Annotated in this window: 14 protein-coding genes and 2 pseudogenes; 9 read left to right on the forward strand and 7 right to left on the reverse strand. The window is 43.8% G+C overall.

Annotated features, from left to right (window positions below):
- Window positions 1–214: pseudogene (locus tag F6K57_RS11525) on the reverse strand (right-handed parallel beta-helix repeat-containing protein); the annotation flags it as partial.
- Window positions 215–2,040: 1,826 nt separating this feature from the next.
- Between F6K57_RS11525 and F6K57_RS11530 the strand changes: the two are divergent.
- The 4 genes from F6K57_RS11530 (at window position 2,041) to F6K57_RS11540 (ending at window position 5,254) form a co-directional block, all read left to right on the forward strand.
- Window positions 2,041–2,280, forward strand: a complete 240-nt coding sequence (locus F6K57_RS11530) for a hypothetical protein (RefSeq protein ID WP_293067711.1) — start codon at window positions 2,041–2,043, stop codon at window positions 2,278–2,280.
- Between the two features lie 43 nt (window positions 2,281–2,323).
- Window positions 2,324–2,563 carry a hypothetical protein gene (locus tag F6K57_RS41965; protein WP_364302461.1) on the forward strand — a complete coding sequence of 80 codons (240 nt, stop codon included), beginning with the start codon at window positions 2,324–2,326 and terminating at the stop codon, window positions 2,561–2,563.
- A gap of 8 nt (window positions 2,564–2,571) precedes the next feature.
- A complete protein-coding gene (locus F6K57_RS41970) occupies window positions 2,572–3,129 on the forward strand; it encodes an ISAs1 family transposase (RefSeq protein ID WP_364302408.1) in 558 nt (185 codons plus the stop codon).
- Between the two features lie 388 nt (window positions 3,130–3,517).
- Window positions 3,518–5,254, forward strand: a complete 1,737-nt coding sequence (locus tag F6K57_RS11540) for an EAL domain-containing response regulator (RefSeq protein WP_293067616.1) — start codon at window positions 3,518–3,520, stop codon at window positions 5,252–5,254.
- 353 nt (window positions 5,255–5,607) lie between these two features.
- Here F6K57_RS11540 and F6K57_RS11545 read toward each other — a convergent pair whose 3' ends face one another.
- Window positions 5,608–5,838 (reverse strand): NifU family protein, encoded by a 231-nt coding sequence (locus F6K57_RS11545; protein ID WP_075903514.1) that lies wholly within the window; start codon window positions 5,836–5,838, stop codon window positions 5,608–5,610.
- Window positions 5,839–5,982: 144 nt separating this feature from the next.
- Here F6K57_RS11545 and F6K57_RS11550 point away from each other — a divergent pair, with 144 nt between their 5' ends.
- Together F6K57_RS11550 and F6K57_RS11555 are read left to right on the forward strand one after the other, a co-directional pair.
- Entirely contained in the window at window positions 5,983–7,692 is a 1,710-nt protein-coding gene (locus F6K57_RS11550) for a glycoside hydrolase (protein ID WP_364302412.1), read from the forward strand.
- 151 nt (window positions 7,693–7,843) lie between these two features.
- Window positions 7,844–8,590 (forward strand): 2-phosphosulfolactate phosphatase family protein, encoded by a 747-nt coding sequence (locus tag F6K57_RS11555; RefSeq protein ID WP_293067700.1) that lies wholly within the window; start codon window positions 7,844–7,846, stop codon window positions 8,588–8,590.
- A 238-nt stretch (window positions 8,591–8,828) separates the two neighbouring features.
- Here the strand turns inward: F6K57_RS11555 and F6K57_RS11560 are convergent.
- Together F6K57_RS11560 and pheS are read right to left on the reverse strand one after the other, a co-directional pair.
- A pseudogene (locus F6K57_RS11560) lies at window positions 8,829–10,044 on the reverse strand (transposase).
- A gap of 276 nt (window positions 10,045–10,320) precedes the next feature.
- Window positions 10,321–11,322 carry a phenylalanine--tRNA ligase subunit alpha gene (gene pheS, locus F6K57_RS11565; protein ID WP_364302415.1) on the reverse strand — a complete coding sequence of 334 codons (1,002 nt, stop codon included), beginning with the start codon at window positions 11,320–11,322 and terminating at the stop codon, window positions 10,321–10,323.
- A gap of 171 nt (window positions 11,323–11,493) precedes the next feature.
- Between pheS and surE the strand changes: the two genes are divergently transcribed.
- Window positions 11,494–12,306: a 5'/3'-nucleotidase SurE gene (gene surE / locus F6K57_RS11570; RefSeq protein WP_293067619.1), complete on the forward strand. Its 813-nt coding sequence runs from the start codon at window positions 11,494–11,496 to the stop codon at window positions 12,304–12,306.
- Window positions 12,307–12,743: 437 nt separating this feature from the next.
- Here the strand turns inward: surE and F6K57_RS11575 are convergent, their stop codons facing one another.
- From F6K57_RS11575 to glp, 3 genes are all read right to left on the reverse strand, one after another.
- Window positions 12,744–13,349 (reverse strand): HD domain-containing phosphohydrolase, encoded by a 606-nt coding sequence (locus F6K57_RS11575; protein WP_293067622.1) that lies wholly within the window; start codon window positions 13,347–13,349, stop codon window positions 12,744–12,746.
- A 245-nt stretch (window positions 13,350–13,594) separates the two neighbouring features.
- Window positions 13,595–15,223 (reverse strand): GTPase HflX, encoded by a 1,629-nt coding sequence (gene hflX / locus F6K57_RS11580; protein ID WP_364302420.1) that lies wholly within the window; start codon window positions 15,221–15,223, stop codon window positions 13,595–13,597.
- A 511-nt stretch (window positions 15,224–15,734) separates the two neighbouring features.
- A complete protein-coding gene (glp, locus tag F6K57_RS11585) occupies window positions 15,735–17,069 on the reverse strand; it encodes a gephyrin-like molybdotransferase Glp (RefSeq protein ID WP_293067625.1) in 1,335 nt (444 codons plus the stop codon).
- Between the two features lie 209 nt (window positions 17,070–17,278).
- On the opposite strand from glp, the gene F6K57_RS11590 reads away from it, so the two are divergent.
- A complete protein-coding gene (locus F6K57_RS11590) occupies window positions 17,279–18,634 on the forward strand; it encodes a Mur ligase family protein (RefSeq protein ID WP_293067628.1) in 1,356 nt (451 codons plus the stop codon).
- A 101-nt stretch (window positions 18,635–18,735) separates the two neighbouring features.
- On the forward strand, window positions 18,736–19,563 hold the full coding sequence (locus F6K57_RS11595; RefSeq protein ID WP_293067631.1) for a Uma2 family endonuclease: 828 nt from the start codon (window positions 18,736–18,738) through the stop codon (window positions 19,561–19,563).
- Window position 19,564: the final 1 nt, after the last annotated feature.

A 19,564-nucleotide genomic window follows, 5' to 3' on the forward strand; every position in this document is an offset into this window, starting at 1 on the left:
TCACAGCTGGTTCCGAGGTACCGTAGTCTGGGTGAGTTGCGATCGCACTCAGGTAATCTCCAGGCTCGACATTACTAAGACTAATCCCAAACTTCCCGTCTTGATCTGCTTCGGCTGTAGCAATCTTCTTACTCAAGGGACCTATCCCATGGGTTTTTGGGGAAACCTGGTCTACAACATAGATATCTACCTCAGAACCAGGGTCAGGTGACATACTCCCACACTGACCTGACCATCCCGTTGGAAAAACTCTACCGCTAACCACCGAGGTGTATTTACAGAATTATTCCCAGTGTCTCGCCTACGGTTGGGAGAGTCTCGCTTAGGGTTTGGTCCATCACCTACTTGATAATGCCTTGCTCCGGTATGGTTTCTAGTGACTAGGTCAATGCTCAGCCGTCGAAGTATTCGTCCTTTAAGACTGGTTGGAGATAAAGGTTACACAGGTCGTAGAATCCGTAATTACCTCCGTCGTCGTGGTATCCGTCTTACCATACCACGACTTTCCAGCCGAACCACGTCGCGGTCGATAAAACCTTTGAAATCTATCGTCAACGCCACCTTGTAGAGCGTGCTATCAATCGAATCAAGCAATTTCGCTCCCTTCGCTACCCGATACGATTTGCTTGCTGAAAATTATACAGCCATGTTGACGATCGCATTAATTTTATTGTGGTTATAGTTTGAAAACACGCCCTAGAGTAGTCACTTTGAAGTGCATATGTAAAAATACTTAATAGGTCGTAAACTATCAGCCATAAGTACTAAATATTTCCTGTAGTTGCTTTTTTTTTCTAGTAGCAGGTTATAGTACTGGAGTCATTGCTATAACTAGCTAATCAAAGGGGGTTACAGCAGCAGATAGGTATGACTTCAGGGTCAAGGTCGGTGATGTTAGCTATATCGAAGGGCGTAAGTAAACTAACTATAACGTATCTAAGCTAAATTAAGTGATTATGCCCATACTTATTTAGTCATACCCTTGATGCGCTAATCCCCCACTTAGGGGACAATAGATTAATTAATAATTCATAAAGTGGTTTAGGTGTGATGAAAATTATAATGATTAACTCTATGAGTTATTGGGATAAAAATTACTTATTAAATAATTATATGGTAATAATAAATATGTTGTGAACGCTCAGGCGGACAAGATGCCCGCACTACAAATTTTTTTTGTCTGGATTTTTACAACTCGTTTATAAACGCGCTTAGTAAGTTGTTAACCATCTAATTGGCACAGGAAAAGTTACAGGTTGCGGTGGGACAAAGCGCGAGTTTTCCAACTCCTAGGTCGCCGCTCGGCGAACGCCAAGGGAACGCTCACCAAGAGATAATTTTGAGGGTTGACGGTTGAGGTTTGAAGGTTTACGGCCCCCCTAGCTTCGGGTGCGGAGCAATAAGGGTGGATCCCTGCTGACTGTTAAAGCCTATTAATCAGCCTCTACACCCAAAGCTATCAATTTAAATGTGCCATTTCAATGACTGTCATCTTAGTTATCTACCAAATTCAGCAAAATTACGCTGAATTACAGTCAAATTATCCCAAAAATAGGTTTTAGTAAAAATACCGCATGGATAGCTCATAAATCTTGACTGCTGATTAATCATAATCGAATTTAATTAAAATACCTACAAGTGCTTTAACACATTATCGCTTTCGTGTTTATTGACACAAGGTAGTGAGAATGTTCACTTTTTTAAAAGGGTGAAATCAACGCCATGCTACGGATAATTATTAATTATTGATATTTAAAAAAAACAATGTGAAGTTTTTGTGAACACAATGAAAAATGTTAAATATTATACAATTTTACCGCTATATTCCCCATTATTAATCAAAATTAAGCATGTTTTTTTTATTTGAATAAAGAAAATTTTCTAGTAAATTAATATCCCAATACAGTTAATATTTGCAAATAACTGAAGTATCTGCTTACCTCATTACTGATACCAAGTCTAGGTAACATACCAGGGTAAGCGCAAGAAAAATGAATTCATAATATGCTAGTGAAACCGATGTCACAATAAAGGTGTCCCATGGTGATTGGCTTCGATAAACCCACTAACTCAACTTACACCAGTAGTCCATCCTTACCACTACAACCAGCCCTTGATGTTCAACAGGTTCAGCAGCAAATGCTCGAGCATTTTGAACATCTATCAGATCCGCTCCGGAAACAAGGAGTGCTCCATCCATTTGTAAGTATAGTGATGATTGCACTGGAGCGCCACCATGGTCGGGGCAAGGGGCAACGGATGAGAAACTTATGGGATTAGCCACCAGCATTGGTTATCGACCTTTTTAGCATTACCAAATGGGATTCCCATTGCAGATACATATCGGCCAGTGTTTGAGCAGATATCCCCGAGAGCCTTTGAGAATAGTTTCGAGAGCTGGTTAATAATTTTTGTGATAGATAATGGAGCCGAGGTGATTCCTATTGATGGCAAACAAATCAAGGGTTCCTATGATCGCAACCAGGGAAAATCGGCTTTACATGTGGTTAGTGCCATAGCGAGTGAGCATCGGTTGTTTCGTAGGTCTTGTGAAAGTAGATGATAAAAGCAATGAAATTACAGCCATCAAGCGCCCTACTAGAATTACTCAACATCTCTGGATGCATCATTACCATTGATGCCATGGGGACTCAGCATCAAATAGCCGATGGTATTCGTGCTCTTGGTGCTGATTATGTTTTGGCGCTCAAAGGAAATCATCCTACTTTGTTCGAGCAGGTTAAGCAATGGTTTGAAACTGCTGTTGCTAATAAGTTTGAGGGTATCGAGTATAGCTATGATCTGCGGGTAGAATCAGGACATCATCGTACTGAAAAGCGTCAGGTTTGGGCAGTAACTCTTGCTGAAATAGACTTCGATTTGTACAAACAGTCGCAGTGGTCTAGATTACAGACCATTGTAATGGTTATTCGCACCCGCCATCATAGGAACAAGACTACCCGTGAGGTGATGTTTTACCTTACTTCTTTACCACCCCTCAACACGTCGGGCTTAGCAATCCGACAACACTGGTCCATTGAAAACCAACTGCACGCTCGTATTAGATTTCACCTTTGGGGAGGATGCGACGCGGATTCGTACAGGACATGCACCACAAAATATGGCTAATCTCAAGCGCGCTTAGTCTCAATCTACTAAATCTGGAAACGAGTTATAAACGCAGTACTCGTCAAAAAGTCAAACGATCCATTATGGTAGCAAGGTATATGCTTAAGGTTTTAAAAGCTTCGATTCCCCTACAGTCTAACTTATCTGAGCCATAATTTTTCGCCGCTGTACCCTGGGTAACATACCTCCCAATACTACTGAGTTAGTAGCGGACACCCGTAGATCGCGCAGCTACACCAACGAAACCTGCTTTCCCTACTTTGCTCCAACTGTGGCCGATCCCTTGCAGTATTGAAATAGGTGGTTATATCTTTACGCTGTTCCTTAGCAAAACCTTGTTCAAGATCACCTTCTATGTCCACTACACTTGATTTAAGTCCAAAGAACTATGAATAAGATTCTAGTAATCGAAGACGAGCCAATAATTCGGAAGAACCTACTCACCCTGCTCAGAGCAGAAGGGTTCGAGACGATTAGTAGTGACAACGGTAACAGTGGGGTCAAGCTTGCTCAAGAGGAGCAGCCTGATTTAATTATTTGTGATATAATAATCCCTCAGCTAGATGGTTATGGTGTTTTAAAGACTCTGCAGCAACATCCCGTAACTGCTGCGATTCCCTTTATTTTCCTCAGCTCCAAAGCTGACTGGTCAGATTGGCGTATGGGGATGAGGTTAGGGGCTGATGATTATCTGATCAAGCCTGTTAAGCGCGAGGAATTGCTAGATGCGATCGCGACTCGACTACAAAAACGACTTTATCAAACCAAGTGCCATCATCTTGAACTGAAAAAAGTTCAAGCTCAACTGGACTATCTACTCCGTTATGACCAGCTTACTAACTTACCGAACCGACTCTTGCTAGAAGAGCGATTTAATCAACTACTGATACAACGACAGGGACGTTATCGTCGTCTGCCAGTGCTGTCTTTAAGTTTTGACCAACTTAATCAGATCAACAATATCCTAGGCCCTGTTAGTGGTGATTTGTTACTTCAGGCAGTGGCCAAACGACTTCTTGGTAGGGTTGGACCTTTGGATACAGTGGCTCAGTTAGGGATAGATCAATTTGTGATCTTGCTAGCTACTACAATTAACCAGACAGAGATAGGGCAAATGGCGGAAACACTGATCGATGCTTTATCCTTACCCTTTACTATAGAAGAATATGAGATTGTCCTGACCCCTAGAATCGGCATTGCCTGCTTTGGTAGGGATGGTCTTGATCTAAATACCCTGATCACCCATGCCAACGGAGCCAGAGAAAATGCTGGACACAAAGGACAGAAGGCTTACGAATTTTATATTGCCTCGATTGGTGACAAATCCCAACAAGCCCTATTGCTAGAATTACAATTGCGCCAAGCATTGCAACAGGATGAACTTCAACTTTACTATCAGCCCAAAGTAAATCTTAGAACTGGAGAAATCGAGGGAGCAGAAGCCTTAATCCGTTGGCATCATCCAGAATTGGGAGCAATCTCTCCAGCTAAATTCATTCCCCTAGCCGAGAAAACTGGTTTGATTGTGCCTGTAGGAGAGTGGGTACTCCGAAAAGCCTGTACCGAAGCAAAACTCTGGCAAACTCAAGGGTTGTCCCCAGTACAAATCGCTGTAAATTTATCGGGACATCAGTTTAATCAACCCAATCTCAGTGACTCCATCGTAGCAATTCTGGAAGAAACCGAACTGGAAGCGAGATATTTGCAATTGGAATTAACCGAAAGTACCCTGATGGAGAATCCAGACCATGCGATCGCTACCTTAAAAGAGTTAAAGTCCTTTGGTATTCAGATCTCGATTGATGATTTTGGAACCGGTTACTCTTCTCTGAGCTACCTGAGACTATTTCCCTTTGATGTGTTAAAAATTGACCGTTCTTTCGTTTGCCAACTTACAGAGGATGTAAAAAACGAAGCCATTACTACTGCGATTTTGCAAATGGCTCACAGTCTCAACTTGAAGGTGGTGGCAGAAGGGGTGGAGACAGCTAGCCAACTAGCGTTCCTGTGTGGTCATAAGTGTGATGAAATTCAGGGTTATTGCTTCAGTCCTCCATTATCGGCTCCAACCTTCACAGAATTGCTTAGTACTGGTAAAAGGCTTTCAATCTCTTCTATGGCTTAATTAATTTATTAGTTAATCCCGCCAGGCTGAATTAATTAATAAATTAATTTTTAATTATTGCTATAGGGTTTTAAAATGAATTTTCAAAAATAATTACAGTTATTTGAATTTACCCAAAATACCTATATAATATAATATATCTCATCTCTTTCCTTTTGCATGGAAGCTTTTCCCTCAGGGATTATGTTAACAAATAAAAGGTAAATGCTATAGCCATTATCAATGGTTTGAAAGACAGATATTTTGTAGGAACACGATCAGATCGTGCCCCTACTGTTTGCAATCGAGATCAGAGCAACTATAATAATCGGCTGAACACTCAGCACTCCCCACTCAGTAACTGAGTATTCAGCTTATATTACTTGCTCCACTTCAAGGATTTCAGGGATAAATTCCTTTAAGCGGCGCTCAATCCCCATTCTGAGGGTCATGGTAGAGCTAGGGCAAGACCCGCAGGCTCCCTGAAGTCTTAATTTAACAGTCGGACCATCTAACTCAACTAGCTCCACATTACCACCGTCAGCGATCAGGTAAGGACGCATCTCATCCAGGACTGTTTCAACATTTTCTGGAGTGAGTGCCATTGTTTCTGACATAATCAACCTCAGCTACATTGTAATTTTATGATAACTATGTTAATGGTAGCTTTCTGTGGGAAATGACCAATGACTAAAAACTGATGACCGATGATCGATATCATGGTTAAGGTTTAGGATAGCGATCGCACCATGTCTCATCCTCTATACGTTGCCTTTATCTGGCATCAGCACCAACCGATTTATAAATCCTACAACGGTGCCTCGGTGGCATCAGGCCAATATCATCTACCTTGGGTGCGCCTACATGGCACGAAAGATTACCTAGATTTGGTGCTGCTCCTAGAGAGCTACCCTAAGTTGCATCAAACGGTTAATCTAGTACCAACTCTAATTTTGCAACTGGAAGATTACATTGCTGGTACTGCTTTCGATCCTTATCTGACCCTAGCGCTAACCTCCACTGAACAACTGAATCAACACCAGAAGCAATTTATCATCGAACATTTCTTTGATGGCAATCACTACACCCTGATTGACCCCCATCCCCGTTATCGAGAACTGTATGAGAGCCGCCAGGATAAGGGTAAAGAGTGGTGCCTAAACAATTGGACACTAGAGGATTACAGCGACCTACTAGCATGGCATAACCTAGCGTGGATTGATCCGTTGTTTTGGGATGATCCCGATATTGCTAGATGGTTGGAGCAGGGGCGAAACTTCACTTTGTCAGACCGACAGCGCATTTACTCCAAGCAACGAGAAATCCTCAGCCGCATCATCCCCCAGCACCGGAAAATGCAAGATGCTGGTCAACTGGAAATAACTACAAGTCCCTATACTCACCCTATTCTACCGTTGTTAGTAGATACGAATTATGGTCATGTAGCTGTTCCTGAGATGAGTCTACCCCAACAGCGATTTCAGTGGGAGGAGGATATTCCCCGACACCTCCAGAAGGCTTGGCAGATGTATACAGAAAAATTTGGACGAGCTCCACGTGGGCTATGGCCTTCCGAACAGTCAGTCAGTCCTGAAATTTTACCTTACATTGCCGAAGCTGGGTTTAATTGGATTTGCTCTGATGAAATAGTATTGGGTTGCAGTATCAACCACTTTTTCCATCGGGATGAGAGAGGGAATGTTACCGAACCAGAGTTACTTTACCGCCCTTATCGTCTAGAAACAGATCACAAAGACCTAGCAATTGTGTTTCGAGACCACCACTTATCAGATTTGATTGGCTTTACCTATGGGTCAATGTCACCGACTAAGGCAACGGCTGATTTCCTGGGACATTTAGACGGGATTCGCGCTTCCCTTGCGATCGCAGAGTGTAACCCTGACACCTCGAAACCCCAGCAATCTGAGGCTTGCAGCGGTTTAGAACAGCCTTGGCTAGTCACGATTGCTTTAGATGGGGAGAATTGCTGGGAAAACTATTCCGAAGATGGTTTACCCTTCCTCCAATGCCTCTATCAAAGTCTGAGTGATCATCCTCATATCAAACTCGTAACGGTTTCTGAGTTTATCGAACCATTTTCCCCTACAGAAACTATTCCGATCAGTCAACTACATAGTGGTTCCTGGATAGATGGTAGCTTCACCACTTGGATTGGTGACCCAGTCAAGAATCAAGCTTGGGACTTACTAAGTGCAGCACGACAAACCTTAGCCAAGCATCCAGAAGCCACGGAAGAAAATAATCCAGAAGTTTGGGAAGCTTTGTATGCAGCAGAAGGTTCTGACTGGTTTTGGTGGTTTGGTGAGGGTCATTCGTCCAACCAAGATGCCGTCTTTGACCAGCTGTTCCGGGAACATTTGTCGGGGATTTACCGAGCACTGAATGAGCCAATGCCACCTAATCTCAAACACCCCTTAGTATCTCTTCAGGTACCTTGATTGAACCGGCTAACTAATATACTATTATTTGTGGCTGTCGTGCCCGATAAATTGGGCTGCCATTAGGCTGGCTGGTTTAATCGGCAAGATTAATCAGGCTAGTTATGTCAAGGAAAATTTCAGCAGTCCAGAAACCAACTATATCCAAGCCGTGAAGCTATCTATCTACCACACCCCGGAAGAAACTCCGAAAGACACCTTACCAGACTGTGCGATCGCAATTGATGTCCTGCGAGCCACGACGACCATGGCTACAGCTTTAAATGCTGGTGCTGAAGCGGTGCAAGTGTTCAGTGATATTGACCAGTTAATGGAAATCAGCGAACAATGGCCCACTGACAAACGGCTACGAGCTGGGGAAAGGGGTGGTAAAATGGTAGAGGGCTGTGATATGGGTAACTCGCCCTTAATTTGCACACCTGAGCGAGTAGATGGAAGGCGACTATTCATCAGTACCACCAACGGTACCCGTGCTTTACAGCGTGTCCAAAATTCCCCGGTAGTCCTAGCCGCCGCCTTAGTCAATCGTCTGGCAGCAGTGGAGTATTTACTGACCCACAAACCAGATACTATTTGGCTAGTGGGGTCAGGTTGGGAAGGATCCTACTCCCTAGAAGACACGGTTTGTGCTGGGGCGATTAGTCAAAGGCTTATGGAAGAAACCGGAGACTCAGTGGATGACATTGCTGGTAATGATGAAGTAATTGGTGCGATCGCACTTTACTCCCAGTGGCAAGATAAATTACTAGAGATGTTCTATCACGCTAGTCACGGAAAACGCCTGCTGCGGCTCAATGGTCATGAAGATTTAAAGTATTGCGCTCAAACTGATGTATTAGACGCTTTACCGATTCAGAAAGAACCAGGGGTTTTGGTTAACAACCCAGTTAGCAGGTAACAGGCACGTAACTAAAGACAGCTTTTTAGCTGTTTTAGTTTACGTACGAAATTATTTTTTATTTTTTTAGCTTTCCTCTAATTTTTGGGAATGAACTCACCAGAATTTAATTCACTTAACCAACTTTTCGAAGGACTAAGTGAAGAAGAATTAGCTCAACGATTGGGAGTGGAACCAGCAACACTCCAAGAATTAAGAGACCAAGCTGATTTTAAGCAGTGGATTGACACTCCCCGTCCTATAAGGACAAGGATTCTTTCTTCAAAGGGATTCCTACGAATTTACCCTCAGAAAGCATCTTGACCGTATGCCCTACGGCTGCAAGTCCACGTAAGCGAACGACTTGAGCGGCTGCTACATCTCTATCAGTTGTATAGCCGCAATTTGGACAACTATGTACACGCTCAGCTAAAGTTTTTTTTCCAGTTTCTGTTAAACAATTGGGACAAATTTGGCTAGTCTTTTTAGAATCGACTTTTTGGAAATAGACACCACGCTTAAAACAGCACTGCTCTAATATTTGGAAAAACTGTCCCCATCCCGCATCTAAGCAGTGCTTTCCTAGCATTCCCTTCGCCAATCCTTTGAGATTTAGATCTTCAACAAAGATCATCCCAGCCCAATCACAAAGATTATGAGCTAATTCCCAATGGTAATTCTTCCTCAGGTTAGCGATTTGTTCGTGTAATTTACTAACTTTTGCCTGTGCTTTGCGACGGTTGCTACTTCCAATGCGCTTCTTGCTCACCCTCTTTTGCAGCAATTTAAGCTTGCGTTCGAGGCGCTTGAAAGGGCGTGGATTGGAAAATAGAGTACCGTTACTGACAGCAGCAAAATGTGAAATTCCTACATCAATTCCCAAAGCTTCTCCATGAGGCATAACTTGGGGCATATCTACATCCCAACTTAGCGTTAGCATTACATACCAGCCAGAAGATCTTTTGACCACTCTAGCTTGCTTAACTACAGCATCAGCAGGTATTTCCCGTGATTGCCTCATTTTTACCCAGCCAATTTTAGGTAGCTTAACTCTGCCAGGCCCGGTCGGGTTAACTCCTAATTGTGGAAAAACAAAAGACCGCATCTGCCCCTGCTTCTTGAACCGGGGAAAGCCATGACCTTGCTCCCACATACTCACAAAAGCTTTCTCCAATATGCATGAGGGTTTGCTGCAAAACATGAACTTGAACTGATCTTAATTGCTCAATAGCTTTCCTGGCAGCAGTTAAGCCACGACACTGACTGGCATAAGTAGGACGTTTAGCATCTGCTGGGATAATGTATTCACCACCGAGGGAGCAAGCGTTAATCTGACAGCTACGAGACCTATACCAATCTTTGCGCTCAGCTAGTCCATAATTGTAGACTTTGCGGCACTTTTCTAACCAGTTTTCAAACAAATCTCTTTGTTTAGCAGTAGGTTTGAGTTTGAACTCGTAGGTTAAATTAAACACTTTGCTCGCCTCCTTAACCCGAGAATATCACATCTTGAACTAAGGTGCAAACGTTTTATCAAAAATGTATCTATAATTAAAGCCGTCCTAGAATGACGGGGCTTGAAACCCATTATTATCGGTCAAAGTAAAGACCCAGAATCAGTTTCCTGGCGATATCAGAAGGATAAGCAACGCTATATAATTAACTTATCCTTTGGATGATTGTGGTTTACCTTGTGATTTTTTTTTGATGAATCAAAGTTTCGTTGAATTTACCAGTAACGCTAATCAAAACTAAAACTGCTTCAAAAAGCGCAAATCACTGTTATACAAGCGACGAATATCATCAATCTGGTGCAGCACCATGGCAAAACGTTCTACTCCAAAACCAGCAGCGAAACCTGTATAAATTTCAGGATCATAGCCTACAGCCTTGAGTACATTGGGGTCAACCATACCGCAACCCATCACTTCTAACCATTTCCCTTTCCACTGCACATCCACCTCTGCTGAAGGTTCAGTGAAAGGAAAATAACTGGCACGGAAACGCACTTCTAACTCTTCCCCAAACATTGCCTCCAAAAATTCCTTAAGGGTACCTTTGAGGTCGGTAAAGGTTATCCCTTCATCCACTGCCAAAAGTTCTATCTGATGGAACACTGCCGAGTGGGTAGCATCTACCGTATCCCGTCGATAAACTCGACCAGGTGCCACAATCCGAATCGGTGGCTCATGGTTTTCCATGTAGCGAATCTGTACCGAAGAGGTATGGGTACGCAGCAAATTACCATCGGGCAAGTAGAATGTATCTTGCATATCCCGAGCCGGATGGTCAGGGGGAGTATTCAGGGACTCAAAGTTATAGTAATCTGTCTCCATCTCTGGGCCAGTAGCAATGGTGTAGCCTAAACCAACAAAAATATCTAATGCCCGATCAATGGTGCTATTGAGGGGGTGAATTCGACCTTGGGGACGATATACCCCTGGCATAGTCACATCCAGGGTTTCTGAACGCAATTTTGCCTGAATTTCAGCTGCTTTCAGCTCTTGCAGCCTCTGCTCTAGGTTCTGCTGGAGGGTTTCTTTGACAACATTTGCGATCGCACCAATCTTAGGTCGGTCTGCTGGTGCTAACTTACCCATTCCCCGCAATATCTGAGACAGTTGCCCTTTCTTGCCTAGGTAATTAATGCGCAACTGTTCCAAGTTTTCCAAGGTATCAGCAGAAGCGATCGCAATGGTTGCTTCTTCTTTGAGTGTAGCTAGTTGGGTCTCAATCTCGTTGAGGCTTGTCATCAGTAATTTTAGGTTAGTAAGAGAAGAACCGGAAACCCCTGTCATTTATGCAGGACTGTTTCATTTTACTGAAAAAATTGTCAGCTGAGTGGGGTAAACGGTCTTAGAGTATATCAATTTCAGATTAAAATCGAACAGCGACTTTTATCTTTGGCTGCAGTATCCTATCTCATGAAATTGCTCATCAGCAACGATGATGGTATTTTTGCCCTTGGTGTACGTACCCTTGCCAACACCCTCGCTGAAGCGGGGCATAATGTTACCGTAGTATGTCCTGACCGAGAGCGCTCAGCAACTGGTCACGGTTTGACCCTCCATGACCCGATCCGTGCTGAAGTTATAGATCACATCTTTCATCCCAAGGTTACTGCTTGGTCTTGTTCTGGAACCCCTTCAGACTGTGTAAAGCTGGCTTTGTGGGCATTAATGGATAGCGCGCCAGATTTAGTGCTTTCTGGGATTAACCACGGCTCTAACCTGGGTACTGATGTCCTCTACTCTGGCACTGTTTCAGCCGCTATGGAAGGGGTAATCGGAGGGATTCCCAGCATTGCCTTCAGTCTAGCTACCTACACCTCAAAGGAGTTTCAAGTAGCGGCTTCATTTGCGAAAACTCTCCTAAATCAGCTGTCAGAGCAACCTTTAGCAAAAACAACATTACTCAATGTGAACGTGCCAGCTGTTAAGCTCTCAGAAATAGCTGGTATTGCCATCACCCGTCAAGGGATTCGTCGTTATATCGAGAATTTTGAGAAACGAGTTGATCCCCGAGGCAAAATCTATTACTGGTTAGCTGGTGAAGTTATTGAGGATGTGGAACAACCCGATCATATTCACTTACCTCAAGATATCCCTACTGATGTTCAGGCAATTCGCAACAACTACATTACCATCACCCCTTTACAATATAACCTCACTGATACTGCTAGGGTGTATCACTTGCAGCAGTTGAAACTGGGTCAAGATGAAGGATGTTCGCCCTAGGCTTTCCTTGTAGGGTATAATCAAGGATGAAAGATGAAGGATGAAGGATAAAGTTTTGGAAAATTTACCTGAATTTATATTGACAAATGAGCAGCTTTACTGCTTTTATACAGAAATACAAGTGACCGTTTAATCCTCAAAAATAATGTAAAAACCACCCATGCTGCGACAACTTTAGTCAGCGGATTTCTCTAACGATTAAAGCAGGTATTGATGAGATGCTTGGTAATTGTAAGACCCGTTGGCAATAGCTTAAAAAAGAAAAAGGTGAAACCAACTAGTCAACTATTTTTTTATTCAACTTTCAACTTTCAACTTTCAACCTTAAGCATTCAACCTTCAAACTTCAACCTTCAACTTTAAACTTTAAACCTTCAACTTTAAACTTTAAACCTTCAATTTTAAACCTTCAACCTTAAACCTTCAACTTTAAACCTTCAACCACCGCCTCGATAGTACAGTTCAAGAAAGCGGAAAAACTTTTCACAGAGTTCTGGATCTCTTGCACCAACGTTTATTTCTTTGGTAATTTCTGCTACCGCCTGTTTCCAGTAGGGGCGAATGCCTGGGGGATCACTACGGTTACGATATAGCCGCTTGCTGATGATAGCATCTGCCGCATTCACCAGCTGAAAGACCTGAACAATGTAAGGAATTTTATCACCACGCAACCCATCCGGATAACCAGTGCCATTCAGCCTCTCTTGGTGGGTACGCACTAAGAATGCAAACTCCTTCAGGAGCGGATGCTGGTTACAAATCAGTTCTGAAACTTCAGGATACTCCTTAACTTTTGTCCACTCCTTTTCTGTCAGCGGTCCTGTTTTGAACAGGATCTGATCGGGAATGCTAATTTTCCCTAAACCGTGGCAATAGCACAAAAAAACCAGCTGACGCATTGCTTCTGGCTCTAAGTTTAACCAGCGCCCAAAATGCATGCACATAGTTCGCAGACGATAGCACCTTAAGCCAATCGGGACGTTGCGAGCCAACTGGATTTGTTCAAGGAAATTTAGGATATCGGCGTCCCCAGAACGAAGCATCAAACTTTGAAGTTGGTTTTGGTTTTAACAATTAAATTATCCCTATCTATTAGCTTACAGTTGTGATTTTTTTATGAAGCTAACCCAGTTGATTAAGTCATTATATCATAATGGTAGTCCTCTAAAAGTAGTAATAGACTTTGATAAAATCGACTCATAGCAAGACATAAAACTGCCAAAAGAACTACTTGTTTAGAACGAGCGAACTCACGATTTTAGTTATTTTTTTATGAAGCTGATTCACTTTATTGAGTTGCGATCGCATAGTGAACTAACTCAACTAGTTTCTGACGCAATGTCTCCAGTCCAAGACGTTTACTAGCAGAAATAAAGACTCCTTGAGGAAATTCTTCTTTCGCTAACGCTAGGGTATCACTATCTACTTGGTCGATTTTATTAAATACTACTAAAATCGGTCCTGGTGTAATGGGCATATCCCTCAGAATCCCCATTACAGAACGAATGTGACTAGCCCACGCTGAATGGGATAAATCCACTAAATGCAGCAAAGCATCTGCTTCTGTTACTTCTTCGAGGGTAGCCCGAAATGAATCTACTAAGGGTGGGGGTAACTCGTGAATAAACCCTACCGTATCGATCAATAGCATAGCGCTAGATTTCCCCGTTACTGAGTCAACAATAGGTAAGCGTCGGGTGGTGGGGTCAAGGGTAGCAAATAACTGGTCAGCGGTATAAACCTCAGCATTGGTTAGGGTATTCAACAGGGTAGATTTGCCAGCATTTGTATAACCAACGACCGCTACTGTCGGAACATCCTGTTGCTGACGCCGCTGCCTTAACCTTGACCGATGAGCCTGTAATTGGTTTACTTCTTGTTGAAGTCGGGCAATTCGACGCTGAATGGAGCGACGTTCGGTTTCCAGTTTGGTTTCACCCGGACCACGAGTACCAATGCCACCCCCTAACCGGGACATCGCCTGACCCCGACCAGTAAGGCGAGGCAACATATATTCTAGTTGTGCCAGTTCCACCTGCAATTTACCAGCACGGGACTGAGCTCTTTGGGCGAAAATATCGAGAATCACTTCAGTACGGTCTACAACCCGAACACCAATTTGGGATTCTAGGTTGCGAGCTTGTGCTGGTGATAGGTCGCGGTCAAATACTACCAGATTAGCGGCTAGAGTTTGGGTAGTCAGGGCAATTTCCTCTACTTTACCGCTACCAACTACTGTTTGGGGATGGGGATGCGATCGCTTTTGCTGGATTACCCCTAATACTTCTCCACCAGCGGTTTCCACCAACCGCCCAATTTCTGCTAAGCCATCTTCAAATCGCTCTGGGCTGATTTTTTCAGTCATTAACCCTATAATCAGCACCCTATCTTGGTCAACATCGACTTCCTGAGCCACAAATTGCCGTCGAAACTCAGCTTCTAGCTCTTCGACCAATTCCTGGAAATCCTGCTTGGTCAGAATATCCAGACTAATGGGTGATGATACACTCCAATTTAGGAGTTGAGAGTCTACCTTATTGTGTCCTTCTGAGTTACTAGGAGGGAGCAAATGTGCGAGATAGGTTTCTTTGATATAACCTGTTGCTCCACCACCCCGCCTTATCATACCTGACCCAGTAATCGTAAGTACCACCAATGCATCCAATCGCTGAATTGCCATAGCCGTGAGGGTAGATTCTCTAGGGGTTTCTGATTTGAGCTGAGTGGCGATACAGCGAATCCCGCACAATCGTTCAGCACCGTAACGGGGCAATTCCAGGGGAGGAATTTTGGTCTGAGTAGGGGTACCTACAGCCACACGAATCACTTGTCCCCGGCGATTGATGTAGGTGCATAGGGGCTGTTGAATGTCTGTGCTAATGGCTGCAACACGTTGAGCAAACTCCGGTGTAGTCAAGTTATCGCTAGGTAAGCGTTGGTGATACAGCCGTTTTAGTTGCTTGAGCTGGCTAGGCTTAAGACCTTGAAGATTACCGTAGATAGTATCGATAGGCGCTACTGACCAGTAACCTGGTTTCCAAGACTACTCTATCTATTTTAGGACTTACACAGTGAAACCAAAAATCCGGCTTTGCTACGGGTATAGGGTGATGGGGTGGGTGACCGGTTGACCGGGTGTGGCGAGCAAGGTATGACAACAAAGCGTTAGTCCACAGGAATTACGCACCAAGACCCTTAAAACCCAGTTTCTGGTTATAAATTAAAGATGCTTGCTTCCATGGCTTTTACCTTTTAGACATCTCCAGAAACTCGGTTTTGACCCAGGCAGTCCAAGGGTTTGAGGTTAATTTTTGGAGATGTCTATTATATCAAATCCGGATAATTGTCTACATTTACGATATCTAGACAAAATCTTTTTGCCCCTGCTCCCCTCCTACCCTGCTCGCCTCACCAGGAAGTATGGTTATTCAACCGGATTTCATATTACCTTTTGCCCTAGCCAAACCTTCCCCTACCTGTAAGACTAATACTGATTCACCAGCCCGAATCAAGGTTTTACCGATTGGCACCAGCGCTAGACCATTGGTATAAGCAAGATTAATCAAATTACCAGAACTATGACTACCACTGGCCAGATGAAATTCGTAGGCACCAGCTGCATCTAAACACAGTTGTCCCCACAGGTAAGTTTCCCGGCGTCCACCGGCATGTAAGTCATTAGATGCGATCGCTTTGACAAAAATTGGTTTCGAGACTTCCTCCGGTAAACCAGATAGTTTTAACAGTGCTGGTTTAACAAACCGCCAACAACTAACTAGTGCTGAAACGGGATTCCCAGGTAGACCAAAGTACAGTACTGGACGTTTTGAACAGGAGGGAGTGCTAGAAAGGTCACTGTCTTCTATGGAATTAGGCAAGGGGGAGGTAAAGGTAGCAACTGTTAGGGGTTTACCGGGTTTAACGGCAACCGAGTGGATGTGAATCTCTGCCCCGAGCTGGGCTAAGATTTTGTCTACATAGTCATAATCTCCCACTGATACACCGCCAGTAGATAGAACCATATCTGCTTCGGAGATAGCGTTTGCGATCGCATTTTTTAGATCGTCTGGCTGATCGCGCACAATCCCCATAGCTATGGGTACTCCCCCTAAGAGGGAGACAAAGGTAGCCAAGGCATACTGATTAGAATCGACAATTTGACCAGGTTTTAGGGGTTGGTCAGGGGTTACTAGCTCGTTGCCAGTGGAAAAAATTGCCACCCGAGGACGCCGATACACTGTCAATTGGTTACACTGAGCTGCAGCTAAAATGGCGATTTCTGGAGCACCAAGCCTAATGCCTGGTTTCATAAGACTGGTTTGGGCTTGGTAAAAAGATGCCCGATGACGGACAAAGGCTTGGGGTTGGGGAGCCTCCAAAATCACCACCTGGTTGTCCTGGAGCTTGGTGTTTTCTTGGATCACCACCGTATCAGCTCCTTTTGGCATACAACCTCCAGTAAAAATCCGTGACGCTTGTCCGGGTTTGACTTCACATTGGGGTTGATATCCAGCAGGGATTTCTTCTACTATAGTTAAAACTACTGGTTGTTCGCGATTGCAGGATTGGACATCGCTATAACGCACGGCATACCCATCCATGGCTGAATTATCCCAGTGGGGAAAATCTAAGTTACTGGTCACTGTTGCTGCCAGAATTCTATTAGTGGCAGCGGATAGCTCTACCACCTGTGTTTCCAGCCGTGGGTCAAAGGGTTGAACCAAATTGAGAATGATTGACTCTGCTTCTTGAACTGCTAGCATTGCCTATTAAGTATGAAAGATGAACGATGCAGCACTATTGCATGAAGGACACAGTGAAGTACTTGCGCTGTGGTGGGCGTGAAATCTTCCCTAATTATCCTCCACTTCATCAATGGTAGGTTTTTAGTTTTGATCGGAAGTTTCGATTCTGATCGGTTCATCTTTGGTTCCAACTCTTTAATCCACGAACAACTTGTAGCTTTCATCCCGTGACTAGATCAATTATCGATAGATTACGATTAGGGTTATCCGTAGGCATTGCCAAAACCGTCACCGCTCTGGTTCGGTTATTAAACCTAGGGGCAGCAAGTGTTCTGCCTGGAGCAATTGCCCGTCGTCTCCAGCCTCAAGTGCTTCCCTTACTCTTGGATCAGGTCAGACGAGGTGTGATTCTAATTGTTGGTACTAACGGTAAAACTACCACCTCTCTACTTCTATGCACTATCCTGGAAGACCTTGGTTGGCAAGTTGCTCACAATAGTACTGGGGCAAATTTGATTAATGGCTTAGTGACCGCACTCCTAGTTAATACCAATGGCATTGGTCAGTTGGATGCTGACTACGCCCTTTTGGAAGTAGATGAAAATGTGCTGCCCTTGCTATTGCTTGATTGTCAGCCTAAATTTATTTTGGGCTTAAACCTGTTTCGTGACCAGCTGGATCGTTATGGGGAAGTGGATACTATTAGCCGTCGCTGGCAAAATGCGATCGCTCCCTTACCTGAGGAAACCGTTGTAGTTTTAAACGGCGATGACCCTACCCTGTCTTACCTCGGTCAACAGTTACCCCAGAGAGTCCTTTTCTTTGGGTTAAGTGAGCCAGATCTCTATCTTGATGAAATTCCCCATGCCGTTGACTCAATTTACTGCCCCAGTTGTGGACATCCCCTGGACTATGAGGGGGTTTATCTGTCCCATCTAGGAGACTATCACTGTCCTCAATGTGGCTTTAGTAAACCTCAACTCGGAGTCAATAGTAGCCAGTGGCCACAAATATTAATTGGTATCTATAACAAATACAATACATTGGCAGCGGGATTACTAGCCATAGAGATGGGAATTGACCGGGATACCATCTACAACAGTATTAAAACCTTCCGCGCTGCCTTTGGACGAGCAGAAGAATTAGTTGTGGATGGGAAGCGGGTTCGGATTCTGTTGTCCAAAAATCCAGTAGGGATGAATGAAACGATTCGAGCTGTTAATGACTTGCAAAAACAAGGTGGAGCATCCACTAAGCTAGTGGTACTCAATGACCGAACCCCCGATGGCACAGATGTGTCTTGGATTTGGGATGTGGATACAGAGAAATTAGTGAACTCAGGGGGAACTGTGGTAGTCAGTGGCGATCGCGTTTATGATATGGCACTCCGTCTACAATACAGCCAGAATCAAGACCAGAATCAAGACCAGACTAATTGCCAATTGATTATTAAAGAAGATTTATCAGACGCGATCGCTACCGCTTTGGACGAAACTCCAGCTGACGAAACCCTTCATATTTTGCCTACTTATTCTGCCATGTTGGAAGTGCGGGGACTTTTGACTGGGCGCAAAATTTTGTAGGTATTTTTAAGGGAGATAATTGGAAATTTTATTAAGTCCTGACTCATGAAAAATTCTGCCAAAATAAATCTATACCCCCAGCAGTAGCCGATCAGGAAACCATGACTCAAAGTATTGACCGGGTTGTTTTACCTCCTCCTTTCCCAGATCACACCCAACTACCAGAATCAGATGGAAGTTTTGTGAAAAATTTTCAGGAACACCCCCAAAGCATATTACTGACAGATTCGATTGGACCAGTTTTACAGCAAATCCATCCTGATGGACACTATGCCATTGGGCAAGACTGTGGTATTTATTGGCGAGAAACTGACCCACCCGAAAAAGGAGCAGAAGCTCCTGACTGGTTTTATGTTCCCAATGTTCCCCCTAAGTTAGATGGTGAAATTCGCCGTTCCTACGTTATATGGCGAGAATATATCGCTCCTTTAATTGCTCTTGAATTTGCCAGTGGGAACGGGGAAGAAGAACGAGACCAAACTCCTCTATCCCGAAGTGAGGAAGGAAAAGTAACTAAACCAGGCAAATTTTGGGTTTATGAGCAGATTATACGCATTGCCTATTACGGCATTTATGAAATCAAAACCGGTAACTTGGAGGTCTATGAATTCCTTAAAGGTTTCTATCACAAAATGAAGCCCAACGAGCGAGGTCATTATCCCATTGAACCATTAGGAATCGAATTGGGACTGTGGCAGGGAACCTATCAAAATCAAAACCAACTCTGGTTAAGGTGGTGGGATAACCAAGGTAATCTATTGCTGATTGGTAATGAGCGGGCGGAAGTAGAACATGCACGAGCTCAAAAAGCTGAACAGGCAATCTTCGAGGCTGTGCCCCGTTTCCTCAAGATGGGACTAACAGTGGAACAGGTAGCAGAAGCCCTTAGCTTGAGTGTAGAACAGGTAAGACAACAAGTTGAGGGTTGAA

Source organism: Moorena sp. SIO4A5, assembly GCF_010672005.1.
GTDB lineage: Bacteria > Cyanobacteriota > Cyanobacteriia > Cyanobacteriales > Coleofasciculaceae > Moorena.